The following is a 25561-nucleotide window of genomic DNA, read 5'->3' as shown; positions in this document are numbered from 1 at the left end:
ATCAACCGGTCACCCGCTGCACCCTGCCGCACACATGTACGCATGAGCATGATTGACAGCAGAGGCAACATCCACGGCAGCACGGGGCGGTTCGCCGGCCGCGTCAACTCGAAGCCACGTGACCATTTGGACCCAGCCTCATACCCTGTCGACGGCGACGCAGACGACGTTACCGGTCTGCGTGAGTCGTTCGCCGAGCAGCTGAAGACGGATGCTGACCTCCAGCGTGCAATCGAAGCAATGGAGCGGCAGGGCATCGACTTCCGGGTGTACAACCCCAACGCCGAGCAGATCGCCGCCATGGTGAAGGACGCAATCGTCGCAGAACGCTGGCGGGACACCCCTGCCGCAGGCGCGGTGAATCAGTTCGCCATCCGTGACGTCACCGTGATGGGCGGGGACGAGATCCGGGCGATGACACCCCGACAGCGCCGGCACCTGCTGTCTCAGGCCGTCCAGGCCGCGAGCCGCCTGCAGGACTACATGCATGAGCTCGACGAATTGCCGGCAGAAGACACGAGCCATCTGGAGGTCGTCGACTTTCGGCATGTGACCGAGAAGAACGTAACCGACGTCTGGTTCGCTGCACGTGATCAGCTCGGTGCGCGAGGAGTGCTCCGCACTCGCTCAGACTTCGACGCCGCCATCGGCGATCGCGAAGACGAGCGCGGCAACCCCGTAGTCGTGACGGAAGCGCACGCCGACCGAGCATGGTCCTATTACCTGGAGGAGAAGGCTGAGGGCTACGAGTCTGCGATCGCAGACCAGCGTGAATACGACCTGTTCCAGCGCCTGGCGGAAGACGCGGTGCGAGAAACTCACTGACCTGATGATGGCCGGGACGGTATCTACCGCGCATGTGTCAGATGCGGCGTAAGTCGCTCGCTGACACTCACACGGAAGGCAACCGCACGTGCCCGACTACCCGCCGACACCTGAACAGCATCGCTCGATCGAGCTGTACCTGACCGGACAGAACCTGGTCATCGAAGCCCTCGCCGGCACCGGCAAGACCTCAACCCTGCAGTTCATCGCCGAAGTGTCCCCGCACCGGCGAGGGCTCTACGCGGCGTTCAACAAGTCGGTGCAGCAGGATGCGCAACGCCGGTTCGCGCGAACGACGGTGACTTCGAAGACCGTCCACGCCCTTGCGTTCGCCGCGTTCGGCCACCCCATGCAGCATCGGCTGAACAACAAGCGACCTGTCATGTGGGCCGACAAGGCGAAGATCCTCGGCATCAACGACAAGTACATGTTCGCTCCCACCGACGGCGCACGCACCGCAGCGCTCAGCCGCCAGCAGCTCGTCAAGCATGCAACCGAGACGGTGAACTTGTTCCTGAAGAGCGCTGGTGAGGACCTCACCGCCGAAATGGTGCTGATCCCACCGGAGCTTGGGACGCTCAAGCCGGCCGCCGCATCCCGACTCCAGGACACGATCCTCGGATTCGCGCGGCGGTACTGGGAGGACCTGCAGAACCCTCACGGCGGCCTTCGCTACACCGCAGACGCGTACCTGAAGCAGTGGCAGCTGTCGCAGCCCATGCTTCCCTACGACTTCATTCTCTTCGACGAGGCGCAGGACGCGGACGCGCTCATGGTCGACGTTCTGCGGCGGCAGACGAACACGCAGATCGTCGCCGTCGGAGACAGGAACCAGGCGATATACGGCTGGCGTGGCGCCGAGGACGCGATGGACGCGTTCGGTGGGGTGCACACGGCCCTGACGATGTCCTTTCGGTTCGGGCAAGAGATCGCGGACGTCGCCAACGAATGGCTCGACATGCTCGGCACGAACCCGGCGATGCGGGTTCAGGGTCTTCCCGGGAAGCCTGCGAGCGTCTGGAACTCCGAGCGTGTCCCGGAGGCGGTCCTCACACGCACGAACGGTGGCGCGCTACAGGAGGCCGTTGAATCGCAGATGTCCGGGACGCCCACCGGTATCGCTGGGGAGCGGAAAGCCCGCGAGCTCCGCGACCTTGCCCAAGCGGCCCACGACCTGCAGGAGAAGCGCTGGACCAAGCACCCGGAGCTCGACTCGTTCAACACCTGGGGTGAGGTCGTCGCCTACGCAGAGTCCGAGGACGGCTCCGACCTGAAACCCCTCGTTGACATCGTGGAGAAGGTCGGCGCACGAGAGGTTGTCCGGGTCATCGACTCGTGTGTGCCAACGGATCAGGCTCGAACGGTTGTGTCCACGGCGCACGTCGCGAAGGGGCTCGAGTGGAAGCAGGTGCGCATCAGCGACGACTTCCGCGACCCTGGTGATCGTCGCGGCGTGCCGAAGCCGCTCCCCGCTGAGGAGGCGCGTCTCGCCTACGTTGCGGTCACCCGTGCGTTCCGGCATCTCGATCGGCGGGGATTCGACTGGGTTCCTGACTACCTTGCACGAGGGGGATGGGTCGAAGGTAACGCCGCGCATGTGGATGACGACACATCGATCCTTGCGGAGGCATCATGATCCCGTCCGACAACGTCGCAACCACCGCTGACGCCCCAACCCCCGAGGTGATGCGCCCGCCGAGCGGACTGTCCAGCCTCACCCCGGCGGGGCGCATCGCCGCGCTGATCGCGCTGCGGGACGCCATCGACGCGCGCGTCACCGTGGAGAAGAAGGCACTCATCGAGACCCTCACCGGGGCCACGGAGACGCAATCGCTGCACACGCCGTTCGGGGACATCTCCTTCCAGCCCGGCAAGCGCCGCGTCGTGATCGATCAGGACAAGCTGCTCGAGTACGTGAAGCGGGTCGCACCGGACATGGTGGAGACAACCACGGTCATCAACGAGTCCGTCATCGACTCCTACCGCGCAACCCTCGAAGGCGACGTCGTTCATCTTGGGGACGGCGATTTCGTGCGGGCCTCTACTGGTGAGGTCATCGACTACGCCTATCTGAGCAACCCGTCGACCACCAACATCGCCTACCCGGCATCGAAGGAGCAGAAGGCCGCGAAGGCTGCCGCGCGCCGCGTCGTGCGCGACAACATGGAGCGCTTCGCTGCGCCGATGCTGGAGGTGACCGATGGCCGCCGCTGAGTCCCGAGCCGCTCAGATCAACCCCGATCGCTTCTGGGTCGGGATCCTCGCGATCGTCCTGGTCACGATCATCATGCTCGCTTCGTACATCTTCAGCTTCGCAGCGATTGCAGAAGCCGGCGGATGGACGGGAGTCCCGCTTGCCCTCGCATGGCTCGCGGCGGTCTTCATCGACGGCCCGATCCTCACGTACACGGTCTCCCTCGTGATCCTCGAACGCCGTGCTGAGAGTCGTCGAGGGCTTCGCCGCACCAGGTTCTTCCTCTACGCCTTCACGTGCGCGTCCGTCGTTCTGAACTTCGCGCACACAGGGTCCTACTGGCAGTGGGACTACACGAAGATGGAGGCCTGGTTCGGTGCCCTCATGGCAGTTGCGGCGCCGCTGGCTGCTCTTGCGTCGTCCGAGGAGGTGGTGCGGTTGGCGTTCGCCAAGCCCAAAAGTGGCGGCCAGCAAGCCGCCGCTGACGACGTCATCGCCGGAGCGGTCACGCGCGGTGCGCCCACGCGAAGCTCCACCGCGACCGCGTCCTTCGACTCACTCGAACGTGAACTCGCCGAGATCATCCACCCCGTCGACTACACCCTCGCCATCGAATCCCGGGATGAGGTGGGTTCTGATGTCCATGATGCCCTCCGAGGATGAGGCTGTCGCCCGTCAGCTTCTCGGCAACCCCGAACGGTGGCGGAACGAACCCGCAGCACGGCAGGCCGCCGAAGTGCGATCGGGCCTCGCTCAGGCGCGCGCTATCCGAGCCCAGAGCATCCTGACCTATCTCACAGCAGATCGAAGCTCGTGGCCCGCGGAGGTCGATCAGATGATGCGCTCGGAGCTTGGCATCGACCAGCTGCCAGGAATCGAGCCTCAGCTGCCTCACAGTGGGCCTGACCTGAACGAGCACGATACTGTCTCGATGCCTGACGTTCCGCCGCTGCCGGATGAGTTGATGCTGCCGGACGGGCCTCCGGCCGGCAGCATCGTGCCGTGGACGACGTGAAGGAAGACGCGATGAGCATGACTGACCAGCTCACCCTCGCGCGGCTCGACTATGAGCTGCACGCTGGCCCCTGGCCCCTGGAATCGAACGCCACGATGGAGTACATCGCGATCGCGCACCCTCACCGGATCGTTGACCGGCATCTGCTGATGGACGTACTCGCTGAGCACCTCGGCACTTTCACGACCGTTCAGGACCTCGCCCGAGCAGTGACCGCACAGTCATTCCTTGGCACGCCGGAAGTAGATCTCAATGGATGGCCGTTCATCCATATCGACTGGTTTGCCGCCTCCGCCACGCTGAGCGACAGCATCACGGAAGGCCGGCTCGGTCCGATCGTTCGAGTCGCCGGCACCTGCTACTTCAGCCCCGCGAACCAAGCGTGACGCCTACTCGTCGTGGGCAGCACGGAACGCCTCCATCAGCTTGTTGACGTCGCTCAGTCTCGCCACCGCGGCTCTGCGGCTGATCCCGAACTTCAGGCCCACGGCAACGGCGGTCACCGGCTCCTGCGCGAGGACATGACTCACCCACAAGGTGAGCGTTGCTTGCACCTCGGCGGATCGTTCGGGCCCGAACAGCGTGCGTGCCAGCGCCCCGAGCTGCGACACGGTCAGAGCTACCTCAGCCTGGACGGTGACGTTCCCATCATCGGGAGTGCCGAAGGAGTCCGCTAGATTCCCCTCGTCCGACGAGTAATCGATCGAGTACGTGTGAAGCATGAACCCGTCAACGTCGGCGGCCGTGATCAGCGCTCCCTGCTTGACCGCGTTCTTCCGGTTCTCCAGGGCGCGACTGTTCACGTAGTTGACCACCTCCTGAACTTCTGGTTCACGCCCCAGGCTGGATCGCAGCTCACGGATCGCGGCGCCGGCGATTCGGTTGCGGCGGCTGATGCCGCTCATCTCCGATGCGAAGGTCACCGCGGGGGAGTCCAGCCATCGGGTGACAGCTTCTTTGCCGCGGAAGAACAGGTGGGATCCGACGGTGCGCACCTTGGCCAGGTCATCGGCCGTGAACGATCGGATGTGCTGGAGGATGGCTTCGGTGAGGACGGCTGTGATCTCCTCCCATTCATCATGCGGGCGGCCGTACCGTGAAGTCAGGTTTCGGCCCCAAATCTCGAGCACCTCGGCCTTGTGAAGCGCGACGATCATGGCGTCCGCTGCCTCATTTCGGGAAGCCTCGTCCGGTGCGGAGATGATGCGAGTCAGATACCCCCGGTATGTCTGGTCGTCGATGTGGACGCTCATGCAGTAGCCCCTTCTTGCTGCGGTGAGTACGGAAATCCCGGCCATGGCAGTTGCGTCTTGCTGTCCATCGCATCAGCGAAAGCAAGCTGTCGACGTCCTCCAGATCGGGCGTCGACAAGCCACTGGACGGTGAGTTTCGCTGCACCCCGTGCGCTGAGCTCGGGAAGGCTCAGCAGGCGCAACGTCTGGTTGATGGTGGTGATCGCGGCGTGCCGTGACCACCCGTCTTGGTGTTCGAGCAGCCGCACCAGCCCAATACGCAATAGCGGCCGGCCATCCGGCTCGCAGGCTTGGGTGATGATGTCGAACATGCTGACGACCCCGTCTTGCAGGCTGAAGAGCCAGTCGGCACGCACCTGGCGCGCGTGCTCGGCTGACTCGTTCGCGACTGCGAGGCTGGGGAGCGTCACGGCCACGTTGACGGCTCGCTCTCATCGTCGGACACGGTGTCCCAGGCGACCTGTTGGGCGCCGATTGTCGCCCCGGCCGTGAGCGCTGCCTTCACCCGGTTCAGTCCCATCTGGGCCTCCGGGTAGGTCTCCCTGAATACGTCGAGCACGACCTGCGGCTCAGCGGATCGGATCAGTCGCGCGAGCCGGCGGATCACTCGGCCGGTGTGGGGGTCGCCGATGGCGGCGCGAACGTGCGTCTCGGCGCTGGACCAGATGGCGGTCGAGATGAACTGCATCACCGACTTCTTCACGACCGCATCGGTCGCTGCGACTCGACGAATCAGCCGAGTCACCATCGACCAGTTGCTGCTGTCATCTCCGTAGAGCATGCGGTCGATGACGACGTCAGCTTCTACCTGATCGATGACGGGGATGATGGCGACGTCCTGTGAGGCGGGAACGTCGTGGATCTCCCGATAGATCCGGCGGGCAGCCGAGTCGACCGACTGCCGAACGTACGGCAGGAGGGACATGACCAGAGAGAACATCTCCTGCTTGCCCTGGTCTCGAACCGTGGCGAGGCTCCGCTCCAGCGCGTGGCGTGACCACCCAGAGAGGACTCGTGGCTCGGTGCCTGGTGCCAGGTGGGGAAGCTCGCCTGCACAGACATGCCCACCGCCCGCTTGCGGTTCGACCATGAGCGTGCCCGACTGGGTCGGAAGGGCGGAGTCCTCGATCTTCCAGTGCAATGACAGCGACACATGATCGTCGACTGTGCGGACGCACGAAGCCCCCGCCCACTGGATCCGGTTGATGGACTCCCGGCCCTCGAAGTCCACGATCGCGAACTGCGGCAGGGCGACAATCGATCCGCAGGCGGGGATCGCCTCGACGTCTTCGAGCAGCTTCTCGGCCGCCACGAATCGTGCTGTGCCCGTGAGCGTGGTGGCGAACGTCCGCCCGGTAGGGAAGGACTGCCGCATGGATCCTGACATGCTCGTGCTCACGCGCGTACCTTCCCCCTCGAAATGTGACCGGCCTGGCCGGAACTGCGGTGCTGACCGACCCGTACGAACCGGAGCATGTGGCCTGCCTCTGCACGCCCTTGCATGGAGATAGGCAAAACCTGTGGATTCATTACGCGATTCGCTGAAAAATGTTCCAAGATCACTTCCGGCCTCCGAACAGCCCACCGAGGAACCGCCCCTTGCGGCGCTCTTCGACTGCCGGCGCAGGGGCGAATAGGTCGCTGCGACCAGTGACACGAAGCAGGATCGACGCGACCGCCGGGCGAATCACCGGGGAGTCGCCGACGATGCGCCCCTTGTTCATCTGGTCGTGGAAGTTCATGTCCACGCCCGTCGCCCCGACGAGCGTCCCGAACGTCTGGAACTTCGCCTGAAAGAATCGGGAGTCCTCGTCGGAGAAGTTGTCGTACTGGGCGGCGAGCACGAGTGTGCGGGCGTTGCTGACGCCGGCCTGACGGAGCTCGCCGAGCCGTTCAATCAGGTTCGCGACGCCAGGGCTTGACTCGTCCGTGATTGCTACCAGCCAGGCATCGCCGCGCAGGAGCGGGACGAGCAGGTCATCCCACAGGTCGGTCCTGTGCGCCTCGATGATCTGGGTGTCGATGATCACAAGATCGGCGATCGAACGCGCGTAATCGATGATCTGCCCGTACACCGCCGCCGAAGCGTAAGCCGGATCGGCCAAATCCGCCGGTGGGCCGAGAACGATGGCGAAGTCCGTCACGTCGAGGCGGGCGGTTTGCCGCAGATGGCCGTAGTCGGACGGCCGCAGGATGCCAGCAGATGGGTCGCCCGTTGTGTACGCGTCGTACACGGTCCGCAGCGGAGCGCTCCCGAGTCGGAGGTACTTGCGCAGATCCGCCTGACCCCGGTTGGCGTCGACGACCACAACGGAGAGTCCCGCTGTCGATCCCATCTCTGCGAGCGAGAGCGAGGTCGTCGTCTTCCCAACGCCGCCCTTGCCGGCAGCACTGATGATCACCTGGCCCTTTGCACCAGACGGGCGGCGGGATGTCTCGTCAGCGCGAGGGCGCGTCGTCTCTGCGCGACGCGCGAAGAAGTCCGCGTCATCGACCGGTACGGCGTTCGATGCCGTCGATGCTTGAGGGTGCTGTCGCGGCTGGATCGCGCCTGGAGCTGGTTCGTCCCATGCGGGTGCGACGCGCTCGTCATCCGAGAAGTCCTGACTCTGCGCAGGGGAGTGCGGCGTCTGGGGCGGATCCGGGTGCCATTGCGGTGCAGGGGCCGGCCACGGCCCTGAGGCGTTCGCGGCCTCTGTAGCCGGGTAGTCATTCACCTGACGCGGGGACGGAGCGGCGGGAAGATAGCTCTCGTCGGGCTGCACGATGTAGTCGGGCTGCGCAGCGCCAGCAGGGACGTCACGCGAGGCGATTGGCGGCAGCACCGGGTGAGCCACGGATTGAGGTTGCGGTGTCGGCACCTGCGGAACCGCCACTCGTTCATGGGTGCTGGGACCGCCCCCGAACAGATCGTCCGGGAATCCCTGCGTGGACGACTCCGCACTGACCTCCGCAGGCCCTGGGGCCGGGAACATGACCGTCTCGACCTCAACCGGCTCAGGCAGCGGCAAGGGCAGAGGCTCAACCAGAGAAGCGACAGCGGCCGCCGAGGGATCAGTGACTGATCCCTCCCCATCGATGAGGAACTCGCCAACAGGTCGGGTGGTTCCCTGATACCGAAGCATCCCCAGCAACTGGTTCACCGTCGCCGGCAGCTCCAAACGCGTTGGGCGCCCGACGAACAGGCCGCTCCCGGGGGTGGTGCCCAGCACGACGAGGTGAGTCTGCGTGGCTGTCTTGGTCGTCCATGGACTCAGCGCTGGCGTCGCAACCTGATCGGCGACGATGACGGGGAAGTCATCGCCGCGGGCCAAGCGCTGACTGATCTCGGTAGCGGTTGATCGGAAATCAGCCCCAGCGATCACCTGGAAGCCAATGGATCGGAGTGCAGACGCGACGTCGGGAGAGCCGACGACGCCAATGGTCGGTGCATCGGTCATGTCCTGTATGGGGCGAAGCTGGCCCGTCACTCGGGATTTTCTTCGTCGCGACGAGCGCGAACCTTCGCTCGGTGATCGAAGAACATCAACGCGAACCACAGCAGCGGCATCACGATCGCGGACACGACCAGGAACGGGGTGACCTGCTCCGGTGAGCCCTCCGACGCGACAGCAATGAGTGTTTCCATACCCACCACATGCGCGGCGCACTCCCGTTGGATCGCCGCGCATGTGGTTGACGCGCCTACTTCACTGCGGGTGGCGTACGTTCACGACGGGAAGGCACCATGGCGAAGGACCGCAAGAAGGACCCGAAGAGGAGCCGGTGGGGCATTGAGGACTACACGGATGTGGTCACGTTCTCTGGCGCGGAGAAGCTCGCCGACTCACAAGTCGCGCCACTCGTAGCGCAAGCCCGAGGATACTCGACCGTCACCGACGAAGACGGCGCCAAGGCGGTGGCCAAGGCCACGTACACCGCCGAGGAACGCAAGGTGACCATGCGACTGAAGTCGATGGTCAAGGGCGGGAACGACTTCATGGTCATCCCCTGGTTCAAGGCCTCGAACGTGATCCGTGACGGTGCAGCCGCGCAATCGTCGACCACGCAAGTTCGCCCAGCTGAGCCTCTCCCGAACGGGAAGGGCAAGCCGGCCAAGTACGAGATGCTCTCCGGGCACGCATCAGTCGTCGACGTGAACCCTGGAACTCCAGCGGAGTGGTTCGACAAGACTCGCCGGTTCCTCGTCACGGAGGGATGCCTGAAAGGTGACGCCGCACTCAGCGCACAGCTGATCGCGGCCGGGGTCACGCACGATGAACTCCTCGCGGTGGCTGGCGCCACGATCGAAGAAGCCCGTGGGCAGCTGCAGCAGATGATGCTGCGCATCCCTGTCGTCGACCGTGTGCCGGTCCTGTCCTTCATCGGGGTGGGGAACTGGCACCACAACCCGGAGTGGAACTCCATCGTGTTTCGCGACCGGGATGTGCTCATCGCCTTCGACGGGGACCTGCGAGAGAACCGGCAGGTGTGGGGCCAGACGGACAAGATGTGGAAGTTCATCGAGGAATCGAAGAACGGCGTTCCGAAGCTGCTGGACCTCGGTGGACCGAATGCGGAGAAGGACAAGGCCGTCGCTGGCTACCCGGCTGGCAAGAAGGTGGGCCTGGACGACTACCTCTCCCACGTCGGCACATGGGGCGACCTTCTGAAGCTTGTCGAGGACAACCTTCCCGCGCAACCCGACCGTGCAGCGGTCGACGCCAAGCCGGGCGAGTACCGCGTCTCGCCAGAGGGCACCTCCGTGCTCGAGTACGTGAAGCAAGAGTCCGGCGACATGTTCGGCGGGGGGACGTCGTACACGTGGGAGGAGCGGGTGGCGATCGGCGGCCGCGTGAAGAAGGTGACCAGCCTGCGCACGCTCGCTGACGTCGAGGTCCGCGACGGGTTCATCCGCCCGGGTGCGGTCATCGACTCCGCCAAGGGTGCCAGCACAATCGAGCTCACCTGGGTTGACGATGCCACGGGCCAGACGATCTCACGAGAGATCACGGGGCCGCGATCCATCCTCGAATCGCCTCCCGCTGAATGGGGCCGCAAGGGCGCTCTCATCCACACCGACATCCTCCGCCACCCCGCGTGGCCGCCGCGCAACAAGCTAGGGGATGGGTTCCTTGCCGCGATCAAGGCCAACAGGTACTCGGAGCAGGAGATTCTGGACGGCTGGGACACGATGGGATACGTACCCAGCACGTCCGGTAGCCCCGTGTACGTCCTCGGCGAGCAGTCATTGGGTGCCACTCGGGAGGATGAGAAGGAGAACCGTCCCGGCGTCACCGAAGAGATCATGCCGATGGCGAGCAAGTACGGTGTGAACGACACGTACTGGCAGTTCTACGACAGCGACGACCTCGACGGCTGGAAGGCTCAGATCCGCGAGGACTTCTCCACGGTGGTCGAAGCTTTCATCACCAACTCCGCGTGGCGTCAGCCTGCCATTGGGCCGACGCTGCTCGCGTGCGCGCTCCGACCGACGGTACCCGGCCTCACCTCCATCAACCTCTACATCTCCGGTGCACCAGGAACAGGCAAGTCGCACGCGGCATCGTTCGTGATGTCGTTCTACGGCTGTAGGCCGGGTACATGGACAGTGCAGGGGCTCCCGGGATCGGCAAACGACACGCCAGCAGCTCGTGAGCACTCCGTCGCGCGAACCCCGATCTACGTGATCGATGACCTCGCCCCGAACGTATCCCGGCAGGTCAATGAGCGCCAGGAATCCGGCGTGGACGAGGCAGTGCGCTCGAAGTTCAACAACAACCCCAAGCGGCGAGGCACCGCCGACGGAGATCAGCGTCAGGTTGCCCACCCACGCGCGCTCGTCATCTACACGGCCGAGAACCGCCGCGACACCCTCTCGATCCAGCAGCGCATGGTCAGCATCCACTTTGGGAGCAAGCGCGACATCGTCTCCGAGCCCGAGGACCGTCCGAAGCACATCGAGAATCTGACGCGCGCGAAGGGCAACCCTTTCGCCCGTCTGACAGCCGCGATGATCCGGTTCTGGCTCAACATCGACGTTCGGGAGACCGCGCTGCCGATGCTTCGCCGGGACGTCGAATCAGCGAACCTCGACACGTGGGCGGGCAAGCACGCGTTCGCGCACGCCTCAATCAGCAAGGCGAAGGAGCTCATCCAGGAACAGCTCCACGAGCGCTACGACATCAACACCGGGTCAAGCGCCCGCCGAGCAGGCATGTTCGGTGAACTGTTCTTCACGCTCGACGTTCTCCAGTCCCTCGCCCTGTGGGCCGGGATGAAACCGAGCGACGAAGCGATGAAGCCGTTCTTCGCCAAGCCAGCCGAGATCGGTACCCTCCGTGGGGCGATGATCGAACTGGCTGCGCAGGATCTCGCCGAGTTCCGTCAGCGATCCAACAGCCGCAATCTCCTCGAAGCGATCCGCAACCTCCTCGAAGCGGGTCGCGCGCACCTGGAGCACCCGACGCTTTCCGGTTCCCGACCTGTCCTGTCTGGGGAAAACGCTGACTTCTACAACCGTGCCGCCGGCTGGCGAATCGATCCGCGATCGAGCGAATGGGTTCCCAACGGCACCCCGATCGGATACCTCGGAGTCCCGAGCGACTCCGACGACGAGACTGACTTCGTGGCACTGATCTCCACCGCCACGGCATTCAACCTCGCCCAGCGAGAGCACCCGACCCTCGTTCCGCCTGGGCAGAAAGCAGGCGACACCTGGAATCAGGTGTGGGAGGACGAAGAGGGCGCGATGGTGCACCCGAGGTATCAGCGACCCGGGTCTGGGCGCGAGTACACGGTGAAGGCCCGACTGAGCGGGAACACTCAGGCAGAGCCCGGTGCCCCGCTGAGGGTGAGCCGACTTCGTGGCGCGCCCGTCCGATTCAGCGAGATCGTCCCTCCGCCCGAGAGCGACTAGACCCCAGTGCCCACCGCGTGCCCGACCGCGGTGGGCACTGGCCATTCATGGCCGCGCATGTGGTGAGTACAGCAACTATCGAAGGAGTGAGCGTTGGCTTTCGTCCACCTCCACGTGCACAGCGAGTACAGCCCGCTGGACGGCATGATCCGTGTCAAGGATGCGTTCAACGTTGCTCGCGAAGTCGGGCAGGCTGCACTCGCCATCACCGACCACGGCAACCTCGCTGCCGCATGGACCGCGCAACAGAGCGCCGACGCCGCCGGCGTCAAGTTCATCGCGGGGTATGAGGCATACCTCGCGATCGGTTCGCGGCTGGAGAAGCACAGCATCTGGGTTCCCGCCGACGACAACTCGACTGACGAGGACTCCGAGCGCTCGGAGGACAAGGCGGACACACAGCAGGTCGACGGTCTCAAGAGCAAGCCGTACATGCACCTCACGATCCTTGCCCGAAACGCGCAGGGCTGGCGCAACCTCGTTCAGCTGAACAACAAGGCTCAGGAATCCGTGTGGCACAAGCCCCGCATCGACTTCGAGCTGCTCGCTGAGCACGGAGAAGGACTGATCGTCCTCACCGGATGCCTGGGAGGTCCGGTGCTCGGGCCGATGACACGCCGCGCCCATTGGAAGGCTGCCGTCGACACGATCCCGACCGACTACGCAACGACCGAAGCAGCGACCGTCGTCAGGAACCTGAAGGACCTCATCGAGGCTGACCCATTCGGCGTCGAAGCGGCGCGAGCACAACTCGCAAGCGATGGAGTCCCGGACCCGAGCAACGACGAAGTCAGCGAGCTGGCGACCCTGATCAGCCAGAAGCGCGAGGCCGACCTGGCCAACTACGAGTCGGAATCGGGCTCCCACGCGCTCGAGGAGCAGCTGCTCGAAGAACGCAAGGCCGAGCTTGCCCGCATGGCTGAAGCCGAGTACGCGGCGGCGCGGGAGAACCTGCGGGCGATCATCACGGCTGTGGGCGCGGAGAACACATACGTCGAGGTGATGGAACACGGCATCGACAACGAGTCCGCCGTTCTGCCTGACGTGGCCGAGCTCGCCCGCGAGTTCGGAGTTGGGATCGTCGCGACCAATGACGCCCACCACACACACGAGTCGGACGCGGAAGCTCACGCCGGATGGCTGCTCGTGCAGTCGAAGTCCACCGTCGACAACCCGAAGTACCAGTTCCACGGGCGCGGCTACTGGCTGCGCAGCGAGCAGGAGATGCGTGCGCTTCGGCCGGAGGCATGGTGGCAGGAGGCGTGCGACACGACACAGCTGATCGCCGATCGCTGCGAGGACCGCGTGCTGCCGACGCCGCGCAACCTGATGCCTCGGTTCCAGACGCCGGAGGGCTACTCCAGCAACCGCGACTACCTCTTCCACCTGCTTCGTGACGGAGCTGCACGGCTCTTCGGTGGCATCGACGCTGCACTTCGGGATCGCGTGATGGCCGAGATGAACGTCATCGAGACCGCAGGCATGGCCGACTACTTCCTCGTCGTCCACGATCTGATCTCATGGGCTCGATCCACGCGGCCCTCTCGCCCCGGTGGGCCCGAGAAGAAGCCGATCCTGGTCGGCCCCGGCCGCGGCTCCGCCGGCGGATCCATGGTCGCTTACCTCCTCGGCATCACCCAGATCAACCCAGTCCGCTACGGCCTCCTCTTCGAGCGGTTCTACGAGTTGGGGCGCAGCGAACCGCCCGACATCGATATCGACTTCCCGCAGGGGCGTCGTCAGGAGGTCATCCAGTATCTTCGTGACCGCTGGGGCTCCGAGAACGTGGCATCCATCGGCACATTCCGCATCGAGCGCACTAAGCAGGCGATCAACGATGCGGCCCGTGTGATCGGGGCATCGAAGTCGGGTGCTGCGATGAACACGCTCGTGCCGAACGTCGCGGCCAAGCCGATGCCGATGGGACACCTTCTCGACGCCGACATCCCCGCCACCGCTGAGTACCGACGGCTCTACGACAAGGACGACGTCGTGCGGCGCGTGCACGGCATCGCGGCGACGTTCGAAGACGTGGTGTCGGGGTTCGGTATCCACGCGTCCGGAATCATCGTCTCCGCAGAGCCTCTCGGTGATCTCGTGCCGATGCGCAAGGACAAGGGAATCTGGGTGCTGCAGTGGTCCGGACCCGAGGCGGAGCAGTTCGGTCTGCTGAAAGTGGATGTGCTCGGCCTCCGGAACCTCGACATCATCGACCGGGCCGTGGAGTACATCAAGGACACCACCGGCGAGTATGTCGACCCGCTGCGGATCCCCGACCCGGATCAGCCCGCCGTGGGAGTGGAAGCGTCGCGTGTCGCCGCCGGATGGAAGCTGATCGCCGACGGGCATACTGCTGGCGTATTCCAGATGGAGTCCCCGAAGATGACCGAACTCGCGATGCAGGTCGCGCCCAAACGTCTCGAGGAAGAGTCCGCGATCGTGGCGCTCTACCGCCCGGGGCCCATGGGCATGGGAGCCCACAGCGCATACGCCAACCGGAAGCGTGGGATCGAGCACGCTGATTACTCCGTCTTCACCAGCGATCCGCGGGAGGAACGCGAGCTGGCCAAGGTGCTGGACGAGACGTTCGGGCTGATCGTCTACCAGGAGCAGGTCATGGCACTGGGTACCCTCATGGCTGGATTCGACGCGGTCGGACGATCAAAGCTACGCAAGGCTGTGTCGAAGAAGAAGAAGCAGGACCTGGAAGCCATCCAACCGATCTTCTTCGACCAAGCGACTCGTGAGCTCTGCGACCAGGACGGCACCGTCACGTCCATCGCGTTCTCGCCCGTGACGGTTCAGGCAGTTTGGGACACCCTGCTGGTGTTCGCCGAGTACGCCTTCAACAAGGCGCACTCGGCGACCTACGGGTACCTCGCGTTCATGACAGCCTTCTACAAGGCGAACTGGCCGGCGGCATACGCCGCCGCCAACCTGTCGGTCACTGACAAGCCCGAGAAGCGGCTGCAGGTGCTGAGCACCCTCCGCGATGAAGGCATCACCGTGCTGCCGCCGGACGTCAACTCGACCAGCGCGTTGACTGTGCCGGCGGGCCCAGCGGCGATCACGTTCGGCATCAGCGAAGTGAAGGACCTCGGCTCCGTCGGGGAGCTGATCGCCGCTGAGCGCCGCGCCTCGGGTGAGTTCGTGTCACTGCGCGACGTCTACACCCGCGTGCAGAAACCGGATGGCAGCGGCAGTGCCGTCACCGCCAGCCACCTGAAGGCACTGATCGCCTCAGGCGCTGCGGACAAGTTCGGACCTCGCCTCGGTCACATGAGCATCGTTGGAGCGATTCCTGCGAAGGAGATCCCCGTCCCTGCGATCGAGTGGGGCGTGCTGGAACGATCCGCGCGCCAGCGCGAAGCTCTGCTGACGCCGCTCGGGGAGCACCCGCTCGTCGCCCTCCGCGACCAGGTGTCTCAAGTTCGAATCCCCTCCCTGACCGGGCGCCGAGAGCTGGAGCTGGTGCCGGTCCCCGTCGCTCGCATCCCGGATGCGAACGGGACCATGGTCAGCACCCTCGGTGTCCTCGCGGCATGGTCCGAGCGCCAGTATTCGAAGGGGCGGCTCGCGAACATCGTGCTGGAAGGCTCGAACGCGACGATTACAGGAACGATCTGGGACAGCGCGCTGACGGAGATCCGCGAGGGCGGGGAAGTCCCGCGACCTGGCGACATCGTCATCGTGAAGGCCAAGGTCCGGTTCAATGTGATCGCCGCCGACCCCGAGGATCCGGGCTCGGAAGACATGAGCGTCAAGGAACTGTCGGTCTCCTCCATCCGCGCCGTCCAGATCGCGGACCCGCCGTTCGGCGGATATCCGGCCACAACGCTCCCGCGCATTGACCTGACGGCGTCCGGCGTCACGACATCGGGTGCTGCTGTGGTTCAGCCGAGCGAAGCGGCCCCGTTCGAAGAGGAGCCGGAAGCGCCTGCCATGCCGCAGAGCGACATGACCGAGCTTCTCAGCGATCCGCTCGATTGGGATGTGCCAATGGTGCTGGACCCCTCCTACGACGTCGCCTCTGCCGCTGCTCCGCCTGCACCACCTACGACGACGGCGGCGGCGGCGCCGATGTCAACGGGCGGATCGGGCTCTGATGATCTGGTGACTTCGCAGGTCACGACCACGCTGATCTCGCCGCCGCCGCCGCCGCCGCCGGTGGTGCATGCGGCTGCGGCCCCGGGTACTCGTGAACTGGAGATCGCCGGTCTCCTCGTCGACGCTGATCTCGCTCATGGCGGCGTCGGTCTGGTCACTCATGTCGCACCTGCCCACCCCGCGATCTTCGAGATGGACGCCCCACCGCTTCCTACACATCCCCGCTCGGCGGCCACGGCCCCAACTCGATCTGGTGAGTGGGACGTGCAGCTGGTCCCCGGCCCGGTAGACGGGTTCCCGACGTACAGCGGTTGGCTGATCGGCATGGCCCTCATCGAGGCGGGGGAGAGCTTCCCAGGCGTGGGCTCTGACCTGCGGCTGGGAGACCGAATCGAAGCGACGATCGCTACCGACACGTCCAACGCGGACATCGTTCACGTCCTCGTCAACCGGGAGGCGGGTGACGGGTTCGTGCTCGCTGTCGGATAGCACGCTCACCGGTGGCCCGCTGCCGCCCTCATGTACGCATGAGCACGATCGACAGCAGCGGCAACATCCACAAGGGCGCGGGTGCCCCCGGGGCAGGACGTTTCGACGGCCGTGTCAACACACCGCCAACGGATGGCCTCGCCCCGAACATCCCCGGCTCCATCAGCGCCCTCCTCCGCCGGCGGACAGAGCTCATCGCCGCCGGGTATGCGCCAGCAACCGCGGGGCCCTCCGCTGGCACCGTTCCCCGCTCCACAGCAGGGATCACCACCTGGTGGGAGGAGCACTTCCGCCGCGCAGAGGTCAACGATCACGAGTCCTACGTGCAGATGCCTGACGACTACAACCCCGGATCGAGCAGCGGGAACGCGCTCAGCGGCAAGCGGCGCACCCACCGGATCCTCTACGAAGGTGCCGGGATCGCGCTACGCATGCCCTCGGCGACCGCGATCCGGAGATTCTCCGCCGCCCAAGGACACCAGACCTTCGACGTCCCCGTCGAAGCGGAAGGGCAGGGCGGGCAGGTGGTGTCGGGCTACGTGCGCGTCACGCAGGAAGCGCCAGGGAAGTGGTCCGTCGATGCCCTCGGCATGCCGCCTCACGTGGCATGGAAGGTCAGCGAGTCGGTCGCATCCGTTCTCGAAGCCCGGCGCCCCTCCCGCGCGCTCAAGGACATCGGCGATCTGCTGCAGCGCCGACGCGAACGCGTCGCCCGAGCGGGCGTCCAGATGACGGCCGCCGACAACTCGTCCTGGGTGTCCGCGATGGGCTATAACGCCGCGGCAGGGGAGATGGTCATCACGCTCGGCACCCGCACGTACGGGTATCGGGTCTCCGAGCAGGTCTTCCAGCGGGTGAAGAACTCATTCAGCGCGGGCTCGGCGTACAACCAGCTGGTGAAGGGATCCCCACGCGTCGAGGTGGATCAATGCGGGGTGTGCGGGCGCTGGTTCAACGTCATGGCCGGGCACACGTGCATGCGTCACCGTGCCGCCACGGGCACCGTGAAGCCCTTCAACAGTCGAGTTCGCGCTCACGTGCTCGCGGCCGCCGGCCAGCGGCGGTGAGCACGGCCCAGACATGTTGTCGAACAGGGGCGATCGCCGCGCATGTGGTGCCTATGACATCTGAGCGCACCCCCGGGCCGCTGGCCTACCTGTGGACGGATCTGGAGACCACCGGCCTGGAGCTGACCGACGATCTGCTCGAGGTCTCCGTCATCGCGACGGACAAGGATCTCAATGAGCTCGAGACCTTCACTACACTGGTGCGCCCGACTCGTTCGACCTTCGTCCAGATCGCATCCAAGGACATCGTGTTCCGGATGCACGAGAGCAGCGGCCTGCTCGCTGACCTTGAGAGCGAGCGTGGCACCCAAGCTCCGGCGATCTGGGAGATCGGGGATGCACTCATCGCGTTGCTGGAGCGCCACCGTGATCCGTCTGCGCCTCCTGTGCGTCTGGCAGGCGGGGGAGTGAGCCACTTCGATTCCCCCTACCTGAAGCACTGGACGCCGAAGTTCGCAAGCCTGCTGCACTACCGCCCGCTGGACATCAGCCAGGTCGCGCAGGCGTACACCGATGCCACGGGCTCGAAGTTGTTCGGTGAGAAGACAGGCAAGGCTCACCGCGCTGAGGCGGACATCCGGGAAGACCTGGATCGTGCGCGACAGTTCTGGCACCTGTTCGCCATGATCGACGCCCAGATCAGCGCGCCGAGCCTTGACGGGCGAGAGGCAGTGCTGGCGGGGGCAGAGATCATCCAGGCGTTCGACACCGCGTCGGACGACCTGGACCTTGCGGCGGGGCGTGCGCGAATCGATGCGGCACTCGACGGCGTCAATGAACGGGATGCGCTGGCCGGAGTGACCGCCATCGCGTCCCACCTCGTGACGATCCTCGCCGCTCGATCCGGCATCACCGTCGACGACGTTCTGCAGTCCGCACGCCGCGAGCTGATTCGAACATCGGCAGAGAACTCGCATGCGCCGCGCATGTGATCAGGAGAGGCCGCACCCCGCGACCTCGACATCCGGCACAGCGCCGGATGCAACATGAGCCCCATGGCTCGGAACGGAACAAGAAGATGAACGGAATCCCCCTCCCGATCGTTGGGAACCTCACGGCGGACCCCGAGCTGCGCTACACGCAGAACGGCATCCCTGTCGCGAACTTCACGATCGCTCACACGCCGCGAGAGTTCGACCGAGCCACGAACCAGTGGAAGGACAAGGAAGCTATCTTCCTGCGTACCTCCGCGTGGCGTGAGCTCGCTGAGCACGTCGCGGCGTCGCTGGTGAAGGGCCAGGAGGTCGTCGCCATCGGCAAGCTGTCCCAGCGCTCGTACCTGGATGCGAACACGCAGCAGCAGCGGACCGCCTACGAGCTGGAGCTGGAGGACATCGGTGTGTCGCTCCGGTGGGGCACCACGGTGTTCACCAAAAGCGCGTCGAAGGGGCAGGCCACGCAGCCTGCTGCTCAGGTGGCTGCGCAGGCGCAGCCGGCGGCCGTGAACGGCGGCTACCAGGACCCGGCGCAACAGGCGCAGCCCGCGTACCAGGCTCCGCAGGGCCAGCCACAGTACCAGGGCCAGCCGCAGGCTCAGCCCGCGTACCAGGCTCAGGCGCAGGCACCCGCTCAGCCGCAGTACCAGGCTCCGCAGGTGCCCGCACCGGCACAGCCTGCCTACGCTCCTGCTGTGGCTGGCGCTCAGGCGGCCCCGGACGACATCTTCTGAGTCGTCCGACCTGAAACCGGCGACCCGGTCAGTCACCCCCCCCCGACTGGCCGGGTCGCCCCAATCTCCGTGAGAGGCGACCATGAAGCGCGGCAATTCGCAGCAGCCCGTGAGTCTGTGGCGTACACCGCGACAGTCAATCGCGTGGACGCTCCGAGGCAAGCCGTTCCGTGCAGCTCTCATCACGCTCATCGTCACGGCAGTCGCAGCTGGTGTCGTGTGGCAATGGCCGGCGGTTAGCTGGGCGTACGACAAGGTCGCCAGCGCATTCCAACCAGAGCAACCTCCCTACATTCCCGTCGACTTCAGCGTGTCCGTCAGCGACGAGGTCGCCAGCCGCGTCGACGAGCTCCGTGAGAACCTCACTTTCGCCGTGGGATCCGCCGGGACTCTCATCACGTCGAAAGCCGCGGAAGGTGTCCCGGCCGACAAGATCGCCCCGACGCAGGCGGCACTTGCATCCGCCAAGGAAGCGCTCGACAAGGGCGTTCGAATGGTGCCGCTCCTCACCGAACGACTCGACAGGCTGACGGCCGCGACGACGGCACTGACCGCGGAGAAGGCGCCCCCGCCCCCGCCGACGCCCGTCGTACCGCCAACCGAACCCATCGACACCGAGAGCAACGGCGGCTCCGAGGGCCAAGGAAGCTCAGAAGGCAACGGCGGCTTCGACGACGCCAACACAGGCGGCTCCGACAACACAGGGGGCAACGAGAGCCCCACCGGTGGCGGCGGTGGGGTTGCCACCACCTCTTCGTCACTCACCTGCCAGGGCGGCACCGTTCGCGTGACGTTCACCGCATCAGGCGGAGGCAATGTGCAGATCAGTGTCTCCGGACCCGCCGGCGGCTCCAACAGCGGCAGCGGCAGCGCCACCGTTGTCGTCACCGGCTCTGGAGGCACATACAGCGCCAGTGCATCAGCTGAAGGTTCTGTAGCAATTTCCGGTAGTTGCGGGTAAACGGAACACCGACGCCCAGCAGCCGCCCACGTGTAGGCATGAGCACACGTGATGTCCAAGGCAACCTCCACGATCGAGCCGGGAAGTTCGCCACCAAAACCAACTCTCGCCCTGCCGAGTCGCTCAGCCCGGCACCCGAGGCACCCGCGATCATCCTTTTCGACGTAGCGGACCCTTCCGGCGGATTCGACGTGGCCGTCGACGCGCCGACAGGCCGCTACTATCTCCGGGGCGGACATCCCCATCGAGAAGATGGCCCAGCCTACGAAGGTCTTGACGGTACCCAGGAATGGCGCGTGGATGGCGAGCTTCACCGTGATGGAGCTCCCGCTGTGATTCACGACGACGGCAGCGAGGAGTTCTGGGAGCACGGCCACCTGCTCAGCGCATGAGCGTGCCGCAGGGGTGGTGAGTGTGGACCACATCTCGGAGGCGTTTGACCAGCCTTGGGTGCTTCTCGTCGCTGCGCTTCTCATGGGGCTGATGATCGCCGGCATCTGGAGCCTCCTTCACGTCCGTGGCCGCAGGGCGAAAGACCGTCGGCGCATGTTCACAACCGACGAGAGACTCACTGGCTTCGCGCGCTCCGGTGGCCAATGCGAATACGACCGGTGGATGGTGTTCAGGTGTACCCGCACCGCTGAACACGGTGATCACTTCTACCCCTGGTCGAAGGGTGGCGCGACAAGCATGCGGAACTTCGTGTCTGCATGCCCGCGGTGCAACACCACGAAGGGCGCCCGCATGCCGAGCACCCTCCAAGCAGCCCGGATCAGAGCCCGACGTGCCCGCTACTTCCCGGCCGGCACACCTGTCGACGTTGGTGAATGGGCCGGAAGGGGCGCGCGCTGATGGCTGGCGAGGAGATCATCAAGAAGGTCGTCGGAGGCGCAGCCAACAAGGCAGCCGGCGAAACGGCCAAGAAGGCAGCAACCGACGCAGCGAAGCGGGGCGCGGCGGACACCGCGAAACGAGCGGTGAGAAGCGCGGCCGAGCGTGCGGTCCGGCCCGCTGAAGCGAGTCCGGTGGAAACCGATGCCGAACCCGGGCAGCAGCCGAAGCCCACTGCGAAGGAAACCGCGAAGGACATCGCCGGCAAGACACTCTCGAGCGCAGCTCAGGGTGCAGCACAAGGCGCCATGGTCGGCGGCGCCGCGGGAGCTGGCGTCGGCGCGCTCAAGGGTGCTGCGATGGGGCTCGCGAGCGACAAGCGCGCCCGGAAGGCAATCCTCATCATCGTGGCGATCATCGCTGCCATCGTGATCGCAATCCCGGTCAGCAACGCAGTCATCGCAACGGTGCTCGTCTCAGCGATCATCGACGGCAAGGACGAGAACTCCAACGCCGCGGCGAACGAGTCAGGAGTGGATAACCAGTCCGTCCAAGCCGCAGCGGCCGCCGCAGACAAGGTCAAGCTCCCGTGGCCACTCGCTCTTGCCGCCCAACAGCAGAAGAAGGACATCAACCTGCAGACAGTCCGAAGCAAGCTCGACGAACTCGATCCGAACGGTCAGTACCGAGACCTCACCGCCGGCGCCGAATACCAGTACGCTCAACGCGCGCTCGCACTTTCCAATGACTTTGAACGGAAAGCGGTCGCAGACAAGGTCCTGGAACTCACCATCGCGGCGCTGGTGGCTGCCGGCCTGAGCGAAGCTGAGGCCACGAAGGTGTTCACCCAGGCACGTTCCTGGGCGCTGGGAGAGATCCAGTGCACCAGCACCGGCACCACCGGTGGCACCGGCGTCGTAGACGGTGACTCCTTCGTCTTCGGCGACGTGACCTACAACGCGAAGCAGGTTGCGATCATGAAGACTGTCATCGGGGTAGCGAAGAGCATGTACCCCACGGCAACCAAGCAGGCCGCCACGGTCGGGCTCATCACCACCGCAGTGGAGTCCCGGTTCCAGAACTACGCGAACGACGGGATCATCACCGACCTTGACGGCAGCCTGTCAGCATCACAACGTGCGGACTACGAGAAGCTGAAGTTCAGCCTCACGCTCGACCATGACGCGGTGGGAAGCGACCACGCGAGCATGGGGATCATTCAGCAGCAGGCAACCTACGGCTGGGGCGCGATCACGGGCTCGACCTGGGCGACGGACCCCGAGGGCGTCATGAAGCGGATCATGAACCCAGCGTTCGCGATCGCACGCTTCTACGAGCGCATGAAGGACGTGGACGACTGGGCGACGGTGGAGCCGGGTGATGTCGCGCAGAGCGTCCAGATCTCCGCATTCCCTGACGCGTACGCCCAAGAGGTGCCACTGGCCGATGCGATCTGGGCGCAATACGGAGCAGACGCACCCACCGTCCCGATCCCCGCAGGCATCAACTGGGGTGGCTCGGAAGGTGGCGGAATCGACGGCGACAAGGACGGCAACGGCAAAGTGGTCAGCGCTTGCGGAGAAGGCGACAGCGGATTCGGTCTGGCCACGGGGGATGAGAAGACACTCGCGACCCAGATCATCGCAGCCACCGATCGAGGCGAGATCATCTGGTGGGGCGACCTGACGGAGACCCTCGACCAGATCACCAGGTACGCCAACGGTGAGCCCATCCCACCCGACTGCACCGACGACCCGCGAGTGATGCAGACGATCCTCATCGCCGTCGACCTCTTCGACACCCTCTCCGTCAACTCCCTGAACCGGCGCTGCAGCGGGTCGACCGTCGGACTCGGCGAGGCGTCGTACCACTGGTCAGGAATGGCCGTAGACCTTGGGGCGCTCGGCGGGACCTACACGACCGGCGGCGATGCAAACTCGATCCGCATGATCAAGGCGTTCGGTGAAGTAGCCAACGTTGATTCCGGAGTCGGCCAGCTCGGCTGCGACGGTCGCCCTGTCCTCACGACTTTCCGCGAGTTCGAGGACAGCTGCAACCACCTCCACCTCGAAGTCGGGAAGAACGACGAACCGTTCAAAACGAAGGGAACCACGCCATGACCGTGCGCAAACACCTGGCGGCCGCGGCCGCGCTGGCCGGCGTCGCGATGCTGGCGGGCTGCACGGGCCCCGCTGAGCCGGAGCCGACCCCAACACCGAAGGCGACCGCGGTTATCGGAGAGCCGACGCCGGTGGATCCTTTCGACCCCGTCGGGCAACCAGCTGATGGTGGCGCGTTCGAGCCCCTGACAGTCCCCGACGGCATGCCTCACGGCACTGACGTTGAGGTGCCCGGGCAATGGCTGACCACGACAGGCAGTGTGCCGGCCATGCGGACACTGGTCACCGTACAACTGCCGGGGACAGACGGCGCCGGCACACCCGTCGTCCTGCTGTCCCTCGACCAGGTGACGGAACCGATCAGTGGTGACGAACGCAACTGGGTGCTGAACAACGAAGGCATCAACCCCGCTGGCGATGTCGTCGTGCAGCAGATCATCTACCGCCTCCGCGAGGTCGCCACAGATGGAACAGCCACGGCGACATGGAGTCCCGCGTCGACACTCGTTCCTCTGAACAACCTCGGGGAAGCCATGCTGCTGCGCCCCTACGATGAGTCCCCATTCGCCTGCCACGGAGCGAGCTACCCGTTCGACGGACACAGCCTGGAGACGAACGATACTGTTCAGGTCTGCGCATACGTGATCGGAGACATCTCGTTCAACCCGTCCGCGTGGCTCAACGCCGTGCAGGTCCGTGGGGAAGCAGACGGCGAAGCCTCGCCGGTCGTCATCCGATCAGATATCCAGCAGCCGCTCGTCGCTGGCGGTGACTGACGCAGTGCCGCGCATGTGGTTGCCATGGTCCGCGTAGCCAAGCCGCCGAAGCCGCCCGAACCGATCCGCCATGACGAATCGGTGCCCGGGCCCGCTCAAGCCGCGCAGATCGCGCTGTTGGTGATGAAGAAGGTCGGCTGCCAGACATGGAAAGACGTCGTCGAGAAGGCTTCGAACACGGACCTTCGAACGAAAGTCATCCTCAGCCCTGAGCAGCAAGCGCTCATCGATGAGTACGCGGACATCATTCCCTATCTCAGCACCAGCCCACTAGTGACCGTCGTGGCCTGCCCGTTGTGCGGCAGGTACGGGCTACAGGATCGACGCTCTGCCGGCTCACGCTGCATATTCACGATGCGCTGCCCCGGGAAACCGGTGAAGGGGTCCTCCACTCCTAAGGCGCAGACGAGGACGAAAGCGGAGCCGCCGGATGACAGCTCTGGCGACGTCCCCGACCCCGCAGAGGCGGACGTCGCTGAGGCTGCGCCACCGGCTGGTGCGGATGGTCTGTACGACTGACGGCGCACTCCCGCGCTGAAGCCGCGCATGTGGTGTGCATGCGAGCATTCCTGTTTCGTGTCGTCATCTGCGTCATCGTCCTCGGCCTCATGGCGGTGTTCGCGATCAGCACCGGCGCCTGGCCGAAGATCGTCGAAGCTGTCGGCGTCGCCTTCGGCCACGACGCCGCCGAGAAGGTGGACGATTTCGGGCAGGCGTCGAAGGACATCAGCGATCAGATCTCTGACGCGTACACCGCGGCGCAGAACGGCGAGTACACGCAGATCAACTACCCCGCCATTGGTGAGCTCCTCGACACGCTCAACCCCCTCAAGCCCGGCCAGCGCATTCCCGAGTACCGCCGCGCCAACTTCGGCGAGCCGTGGACGGACACCGACCACAACGGGTGCGACACCCGCAACGACATCCTCGCCCGCGACCTCACCGACATCACGAAGCAGGGCGAATGCACGGTGATGACAGGCACGCTCGCCGACCCGTACACCGGCACCACGATCGCATTCCAGCGAGGAGAGAAAACCTCCGCTGCGGTTCAGATCGATCACGTCCGATCGCTCAGCGACGCCTGGTCCGCAGGCGCATGGACATGGACGGACGAACGGCGCCTCGAGTACGCCAACGACCCCATGGTGCTTCTCGCCGTCGACGGACCCACGAACAGCAGCAAGTCCGACAAGGGGCCGGCCACCTGGATGCCAACGAACGCGGCCTACGTCTGCCAGTATGTGTCGTCCTACGTCGCAGTCAGCGCGAAGTACAACCTCGCGATCGCGGAGGACGACCGAGTCGCGATCGACCGCGCGCTGGAAGGCTGCCACTGAGGCCGCGCGCCGCGCA

23 protein-coding genes are annotated in these 25561 nt (G+C 65.3%); 18 read left to right on the top strand and 5 right to left on the bottom strand.

Annotation, left to right across the window (positions count from 1 at the left end):
* The first annotated feature begins 42 nt into the window (after window positions 1-42).
* The 6 genes from ABTV68_RS12060 (at window position 43) to ABTV68_RS12035 (ending at window position 4420) form a co-directional block, all read left to right on the top strand.
* Window positions 43-825, top strand: coding sequence for a hypothetical protein (locus ABTV68_RS12060; RefSeq protein ID WP_433673927.1), 783 nt, complete (start codon window positions 43-45; stop codon window positions 823-825).
* A gap of 88 nt (window positions 826-913) precedes the next feature.
* Complete coding sequence (locus ABTV68_RS12055; RefSeq protein ID WP_433673925.1) at window positions 914-2461, top strand: UvrD-helicase domain-containing protein; 1548 nt, start codon at window positions 914-916, stop codon at window positions 2459-2461.
* On the top strand, window positions 2458-3039 hold the full coding sequence (locus tag ABTV68_RS12050; RefSeq protein ID WP_433673924.1) for a hypothetical protein: 582 nt from the start codon (window positions 2458-2460) through the stop codon (window positions 3037-3039). The genes ABTV68_RS12055 and ABTV68_RS12050 overlap by 4 nt, the downstream gene beginning before the upstream one ends.
* Window positions 3026-3682: a DUF2637 domain-containing protein gene (locus tag ABTV68_RS12045; protein ID WP_433673923.1), complete on the top strand. Its 657-nt coding sequence runs from the start codon at window positions 3026-3028 to the stop codon at window positions 3680-3682. Before ABTV68_RS12050 ends, ABTV68_RS12045 begins: the two co-directional genes overlap by 14 nt.
* Window positions 3657-4034 carry a hypothetical protein gene (locus ABTV68_RS12040; protein WP_433673922.1) on the top strand — a complete coding sequence of 126 codons (378 nt, stop codon included), beginning with the start codon at window positions 3657-3659 and terminating at the stop codon, window positions 4032-4034. The genes ABTV68_RS12045 and ABTV68_RS12040 overlap by 26 nt, the downstream gene beginning before the upstream one ends.
* 11 nt (window positions 4035-4045) lie before the next feature.
* Complete coding sequence (locus ABTV68_RS12035; RefSeq protein WP_433673921.1) at window positions 4046-4420, top strand: hypothetical protein; 375 nt, start codon at window positions 4046-4048, stop codon at window positions 4418-4420.
* Window positions 4421-4423: 3 nt separating this feature from the next.
* On the opposite strand, the gene ABTV68_RS12030 is transcribed toward ABTV68_RS12035, so the two are convergent.
* From ABTV68_RS12030 to ABTV68_RS12010, 5 genes are all read right to left on the bottom strand, one after another.
* Window positions 4424-5287 (bottom strand): hypothetical protein, encoded by an 864-nt coding sequence (locus tag ABTV68_RS12030; protein WP_433673920.1) that lies wholly within the window; start codon window positions 5285-5287, stop codon window positions 4424-4426.
* Window positions 5284-5703, bottom strand: a complete 420-nt coding sequence (locus ABTV68_RS12025; protein WP_433673919.1) for a hypothetical protein — start codon at window positions 5701-5703, stop codon at window positions 5284-5286. The genes ABTV68_RS12030 and ABTV68_RS12025 overlap by 4 nt, the downstream gene beginning before the upstream one ends.
* Entirely contained in the window at window positions 5694-6662 is a 969-nt protein-coding gene (locus ABTV68_RS12020) for a hypothetical protein (RefSeq protein ID WP_433673918.1), read from the bottom strand. The genes ABTV68_RS12025 and ABTV68_RS12020 overlap by 10 nt, the downstream gene beginning before the upstream one ends.
* Before the next feature lie 184 nt (window positions 6663-6846).
* Window positions 6847-8727, bottom strand: coding sequence for a hypothetical protein (locus ABTV68_RS12015; protein WP_433673917.1), 1881 nt, complete (start codon window positions 8725-8727; stop codon window positions 6847-6849).
* Window positions 8728-8753: 26 nt separating this feature from the next.
* Entirely contained in the window at window positions 8754-8915 is a 162-nt protein-coding gene (locus tag ABTV68_RS12010) for a hypothetical protein (RefSeq protein WP_433673916.1), read from the bottom strand.
* A 99-nt stretch (window positions 8916-9014) separates the two neighbouring features.
* On the opposite strand from ABTV68_RS12010, the gene ABTV68_RS12005 reads away from it, so the two are divergent.
* The 12 genes from ABTV68_RS12005 to ABTV68_RS11950 all read left to right on the top strand — a co-directional run bounded on the left by ABTV68_RS12005 (window position 9015) and on the right by ABTV68_RS11950 (window position 25545).
* Window positions 9015-12185, top strand: coding sequence for a hypothetical protein (locus ABTV68_RS12005; RefSeq protein ID WP_433673915.1), 3171 nt, complete (start codon window positions 9015-9017; stop codon window positions 12183-12185).
* A gap of 93 nt (window positions 12186-12278) precedes the next feature.
* Window positions 12279-16781: a DNA polymerase III subunit alpha gene (dnaE, locus tag ABTV68_RS12000; RefSeq protein ID WP_433673914.1), complete on the top strand. Its 4503-nt coding sequence runs from the start codon at window positions 12279-12281 to the stop codon at window positions 16779-16781.
* A 38-nt stretch (window positions 16782-16819) separates the two neighbouring features.
* Window positions 16820-17848 carry a hypothetical protein gene (locus ABTV68_RS11995; RefSeq protein ID WP_433673913.1) on the top strand — a complete coding sequence of 343 codons (1029 nt, stop codon included), beginning with the start codon at window positions 16820-16822 and terminating at the stop codon, window positions 17846-17848.
* Between the two features lie 53 nt (window positions 17849-17901).
* Window positions 17902-18780 carry an exonuclease domain-containing protein gene (locus ABTV68_RS11990; RefSeq protein ID WP_433673912.1) on the top strand — a complete coding sequence of 293 codons (879 nt, stop codon included), beginning with the start codon at window positions 17902-17904 and terminating at the stop codon, window positions 18778-18780.
* An 86-nt stretch (window positions 18781-18866) separates the two neighbouring features.
* Window positions 18867-19517: a single-stranded DNA-binding protein gene (gene ssb, locus ABTV68_RS11985; RefSeq protein ID WP_433673911.1), complete on the top strand. Its 651-nt coding sequence runs from the start codon at window positions 18867-18869 to the stop codon at window positions 19515-19517.
* Window positions 19518-19599: 82 nt separating this feature from the next.
* Window positions 19600-20478: a hypothetical protein gene (locus tag ABTV68_RS11980; protein ID WP_433673910.1), complete on the top strand. Its 879-nt coding sequence runs from the start codon at window positions 19600-19602 to the stop codon at window positions 20476-20478.
* Between the two features lie 38 nt (window positions 20479-20516).
* Window positions 20517-20870 carry a hypothetical protein gene (locus ABTV68_RS11975; RefSeq protein ID WP_433673909.1) on the top strand — a complete coding sequence of 118 codons (354 nt, stop codon included), beginning with the start codon at window positions 20517-20519 and terminating at the stop codon, window positions 20868-20870.
* 82 nt (window positions 20871-20952) lie between these two features.
* Window positions 20953-21330, top strand: a complete 378-nt coding sequence (locus tag ABTV68_RS11970) for an HNH endonuclease (protein WP_433677600.1) — start codon at window positions 20953-20955, stop codon at window positions 21328-21330.
* A complete protein-coding gene (locus tag ABTV68_RS11965) occupies window positions 21330-23429 on the top strand; it encodes a hypothetical protein (RefSeq protein WP_433673908.1) in 2100 nt (699 codons plus the stop codon). The genes ABTV68_RS11970 and ABTV68_RS11965 overlap by 1 nt, the downstream gene beginning before the upstream one ends.
* Window positions 23426-24205: a hypothetical protein gene (locus ABTV68_RS11960; RefSeq protein WP_433673907.1), complete on the top strand. Its 780-nt coding sequence runs from the start codon at window positions 23426-23428 to the stop codon at window positions 24203-24205. Before ABTV68_RS11965 ends, ABTV68_RS11960 begins: the two co-directional genes overlap by 4 nt.
* A gap of 24 nt (window positions 24206-24229) precedes the next feature.
* Window positions 24230-24724 carry a hypothetical protein gene (locus tag ABTV68_RS11955; protein ID WP_433673906.1) on the top strand — a complete coding sequence of 165 codons (495 nt, stop codon included), beginning with the start codon at window positions 24230-24232 and terminating at the stop codon, window positions 24722-24724.
* 38 nt (window positions 24725-24762) lie between these two features.
* Window positions 24763-25545: an HNH endonuclease family protein gene (locus tag ABTV68_RS11950; RefSeq protein ID WP_433673905.1), complete on the top strand. Its 783-nt coding sequence runs from the start codon at window positions 24763-24765 to the stop codon at window positions 25543-25545.
* Window positions 25546-25561 lie beyond the last annotated feature (16 nt).

This window comes from Microbacterium gorillae (assembly GCF_050990725.1).
Taxonomy (GTDB): Bacteria; Actinomycetota; Actinomycetes; order Actinomycetales; family Microbacteriaceae; genus Microbacterium; species Microbacterium gorillae_A.
Note: the sequence above shows the minus strand (reverse complement) of the source record. Positions and strands in the feature narration are given on the sequence as shown.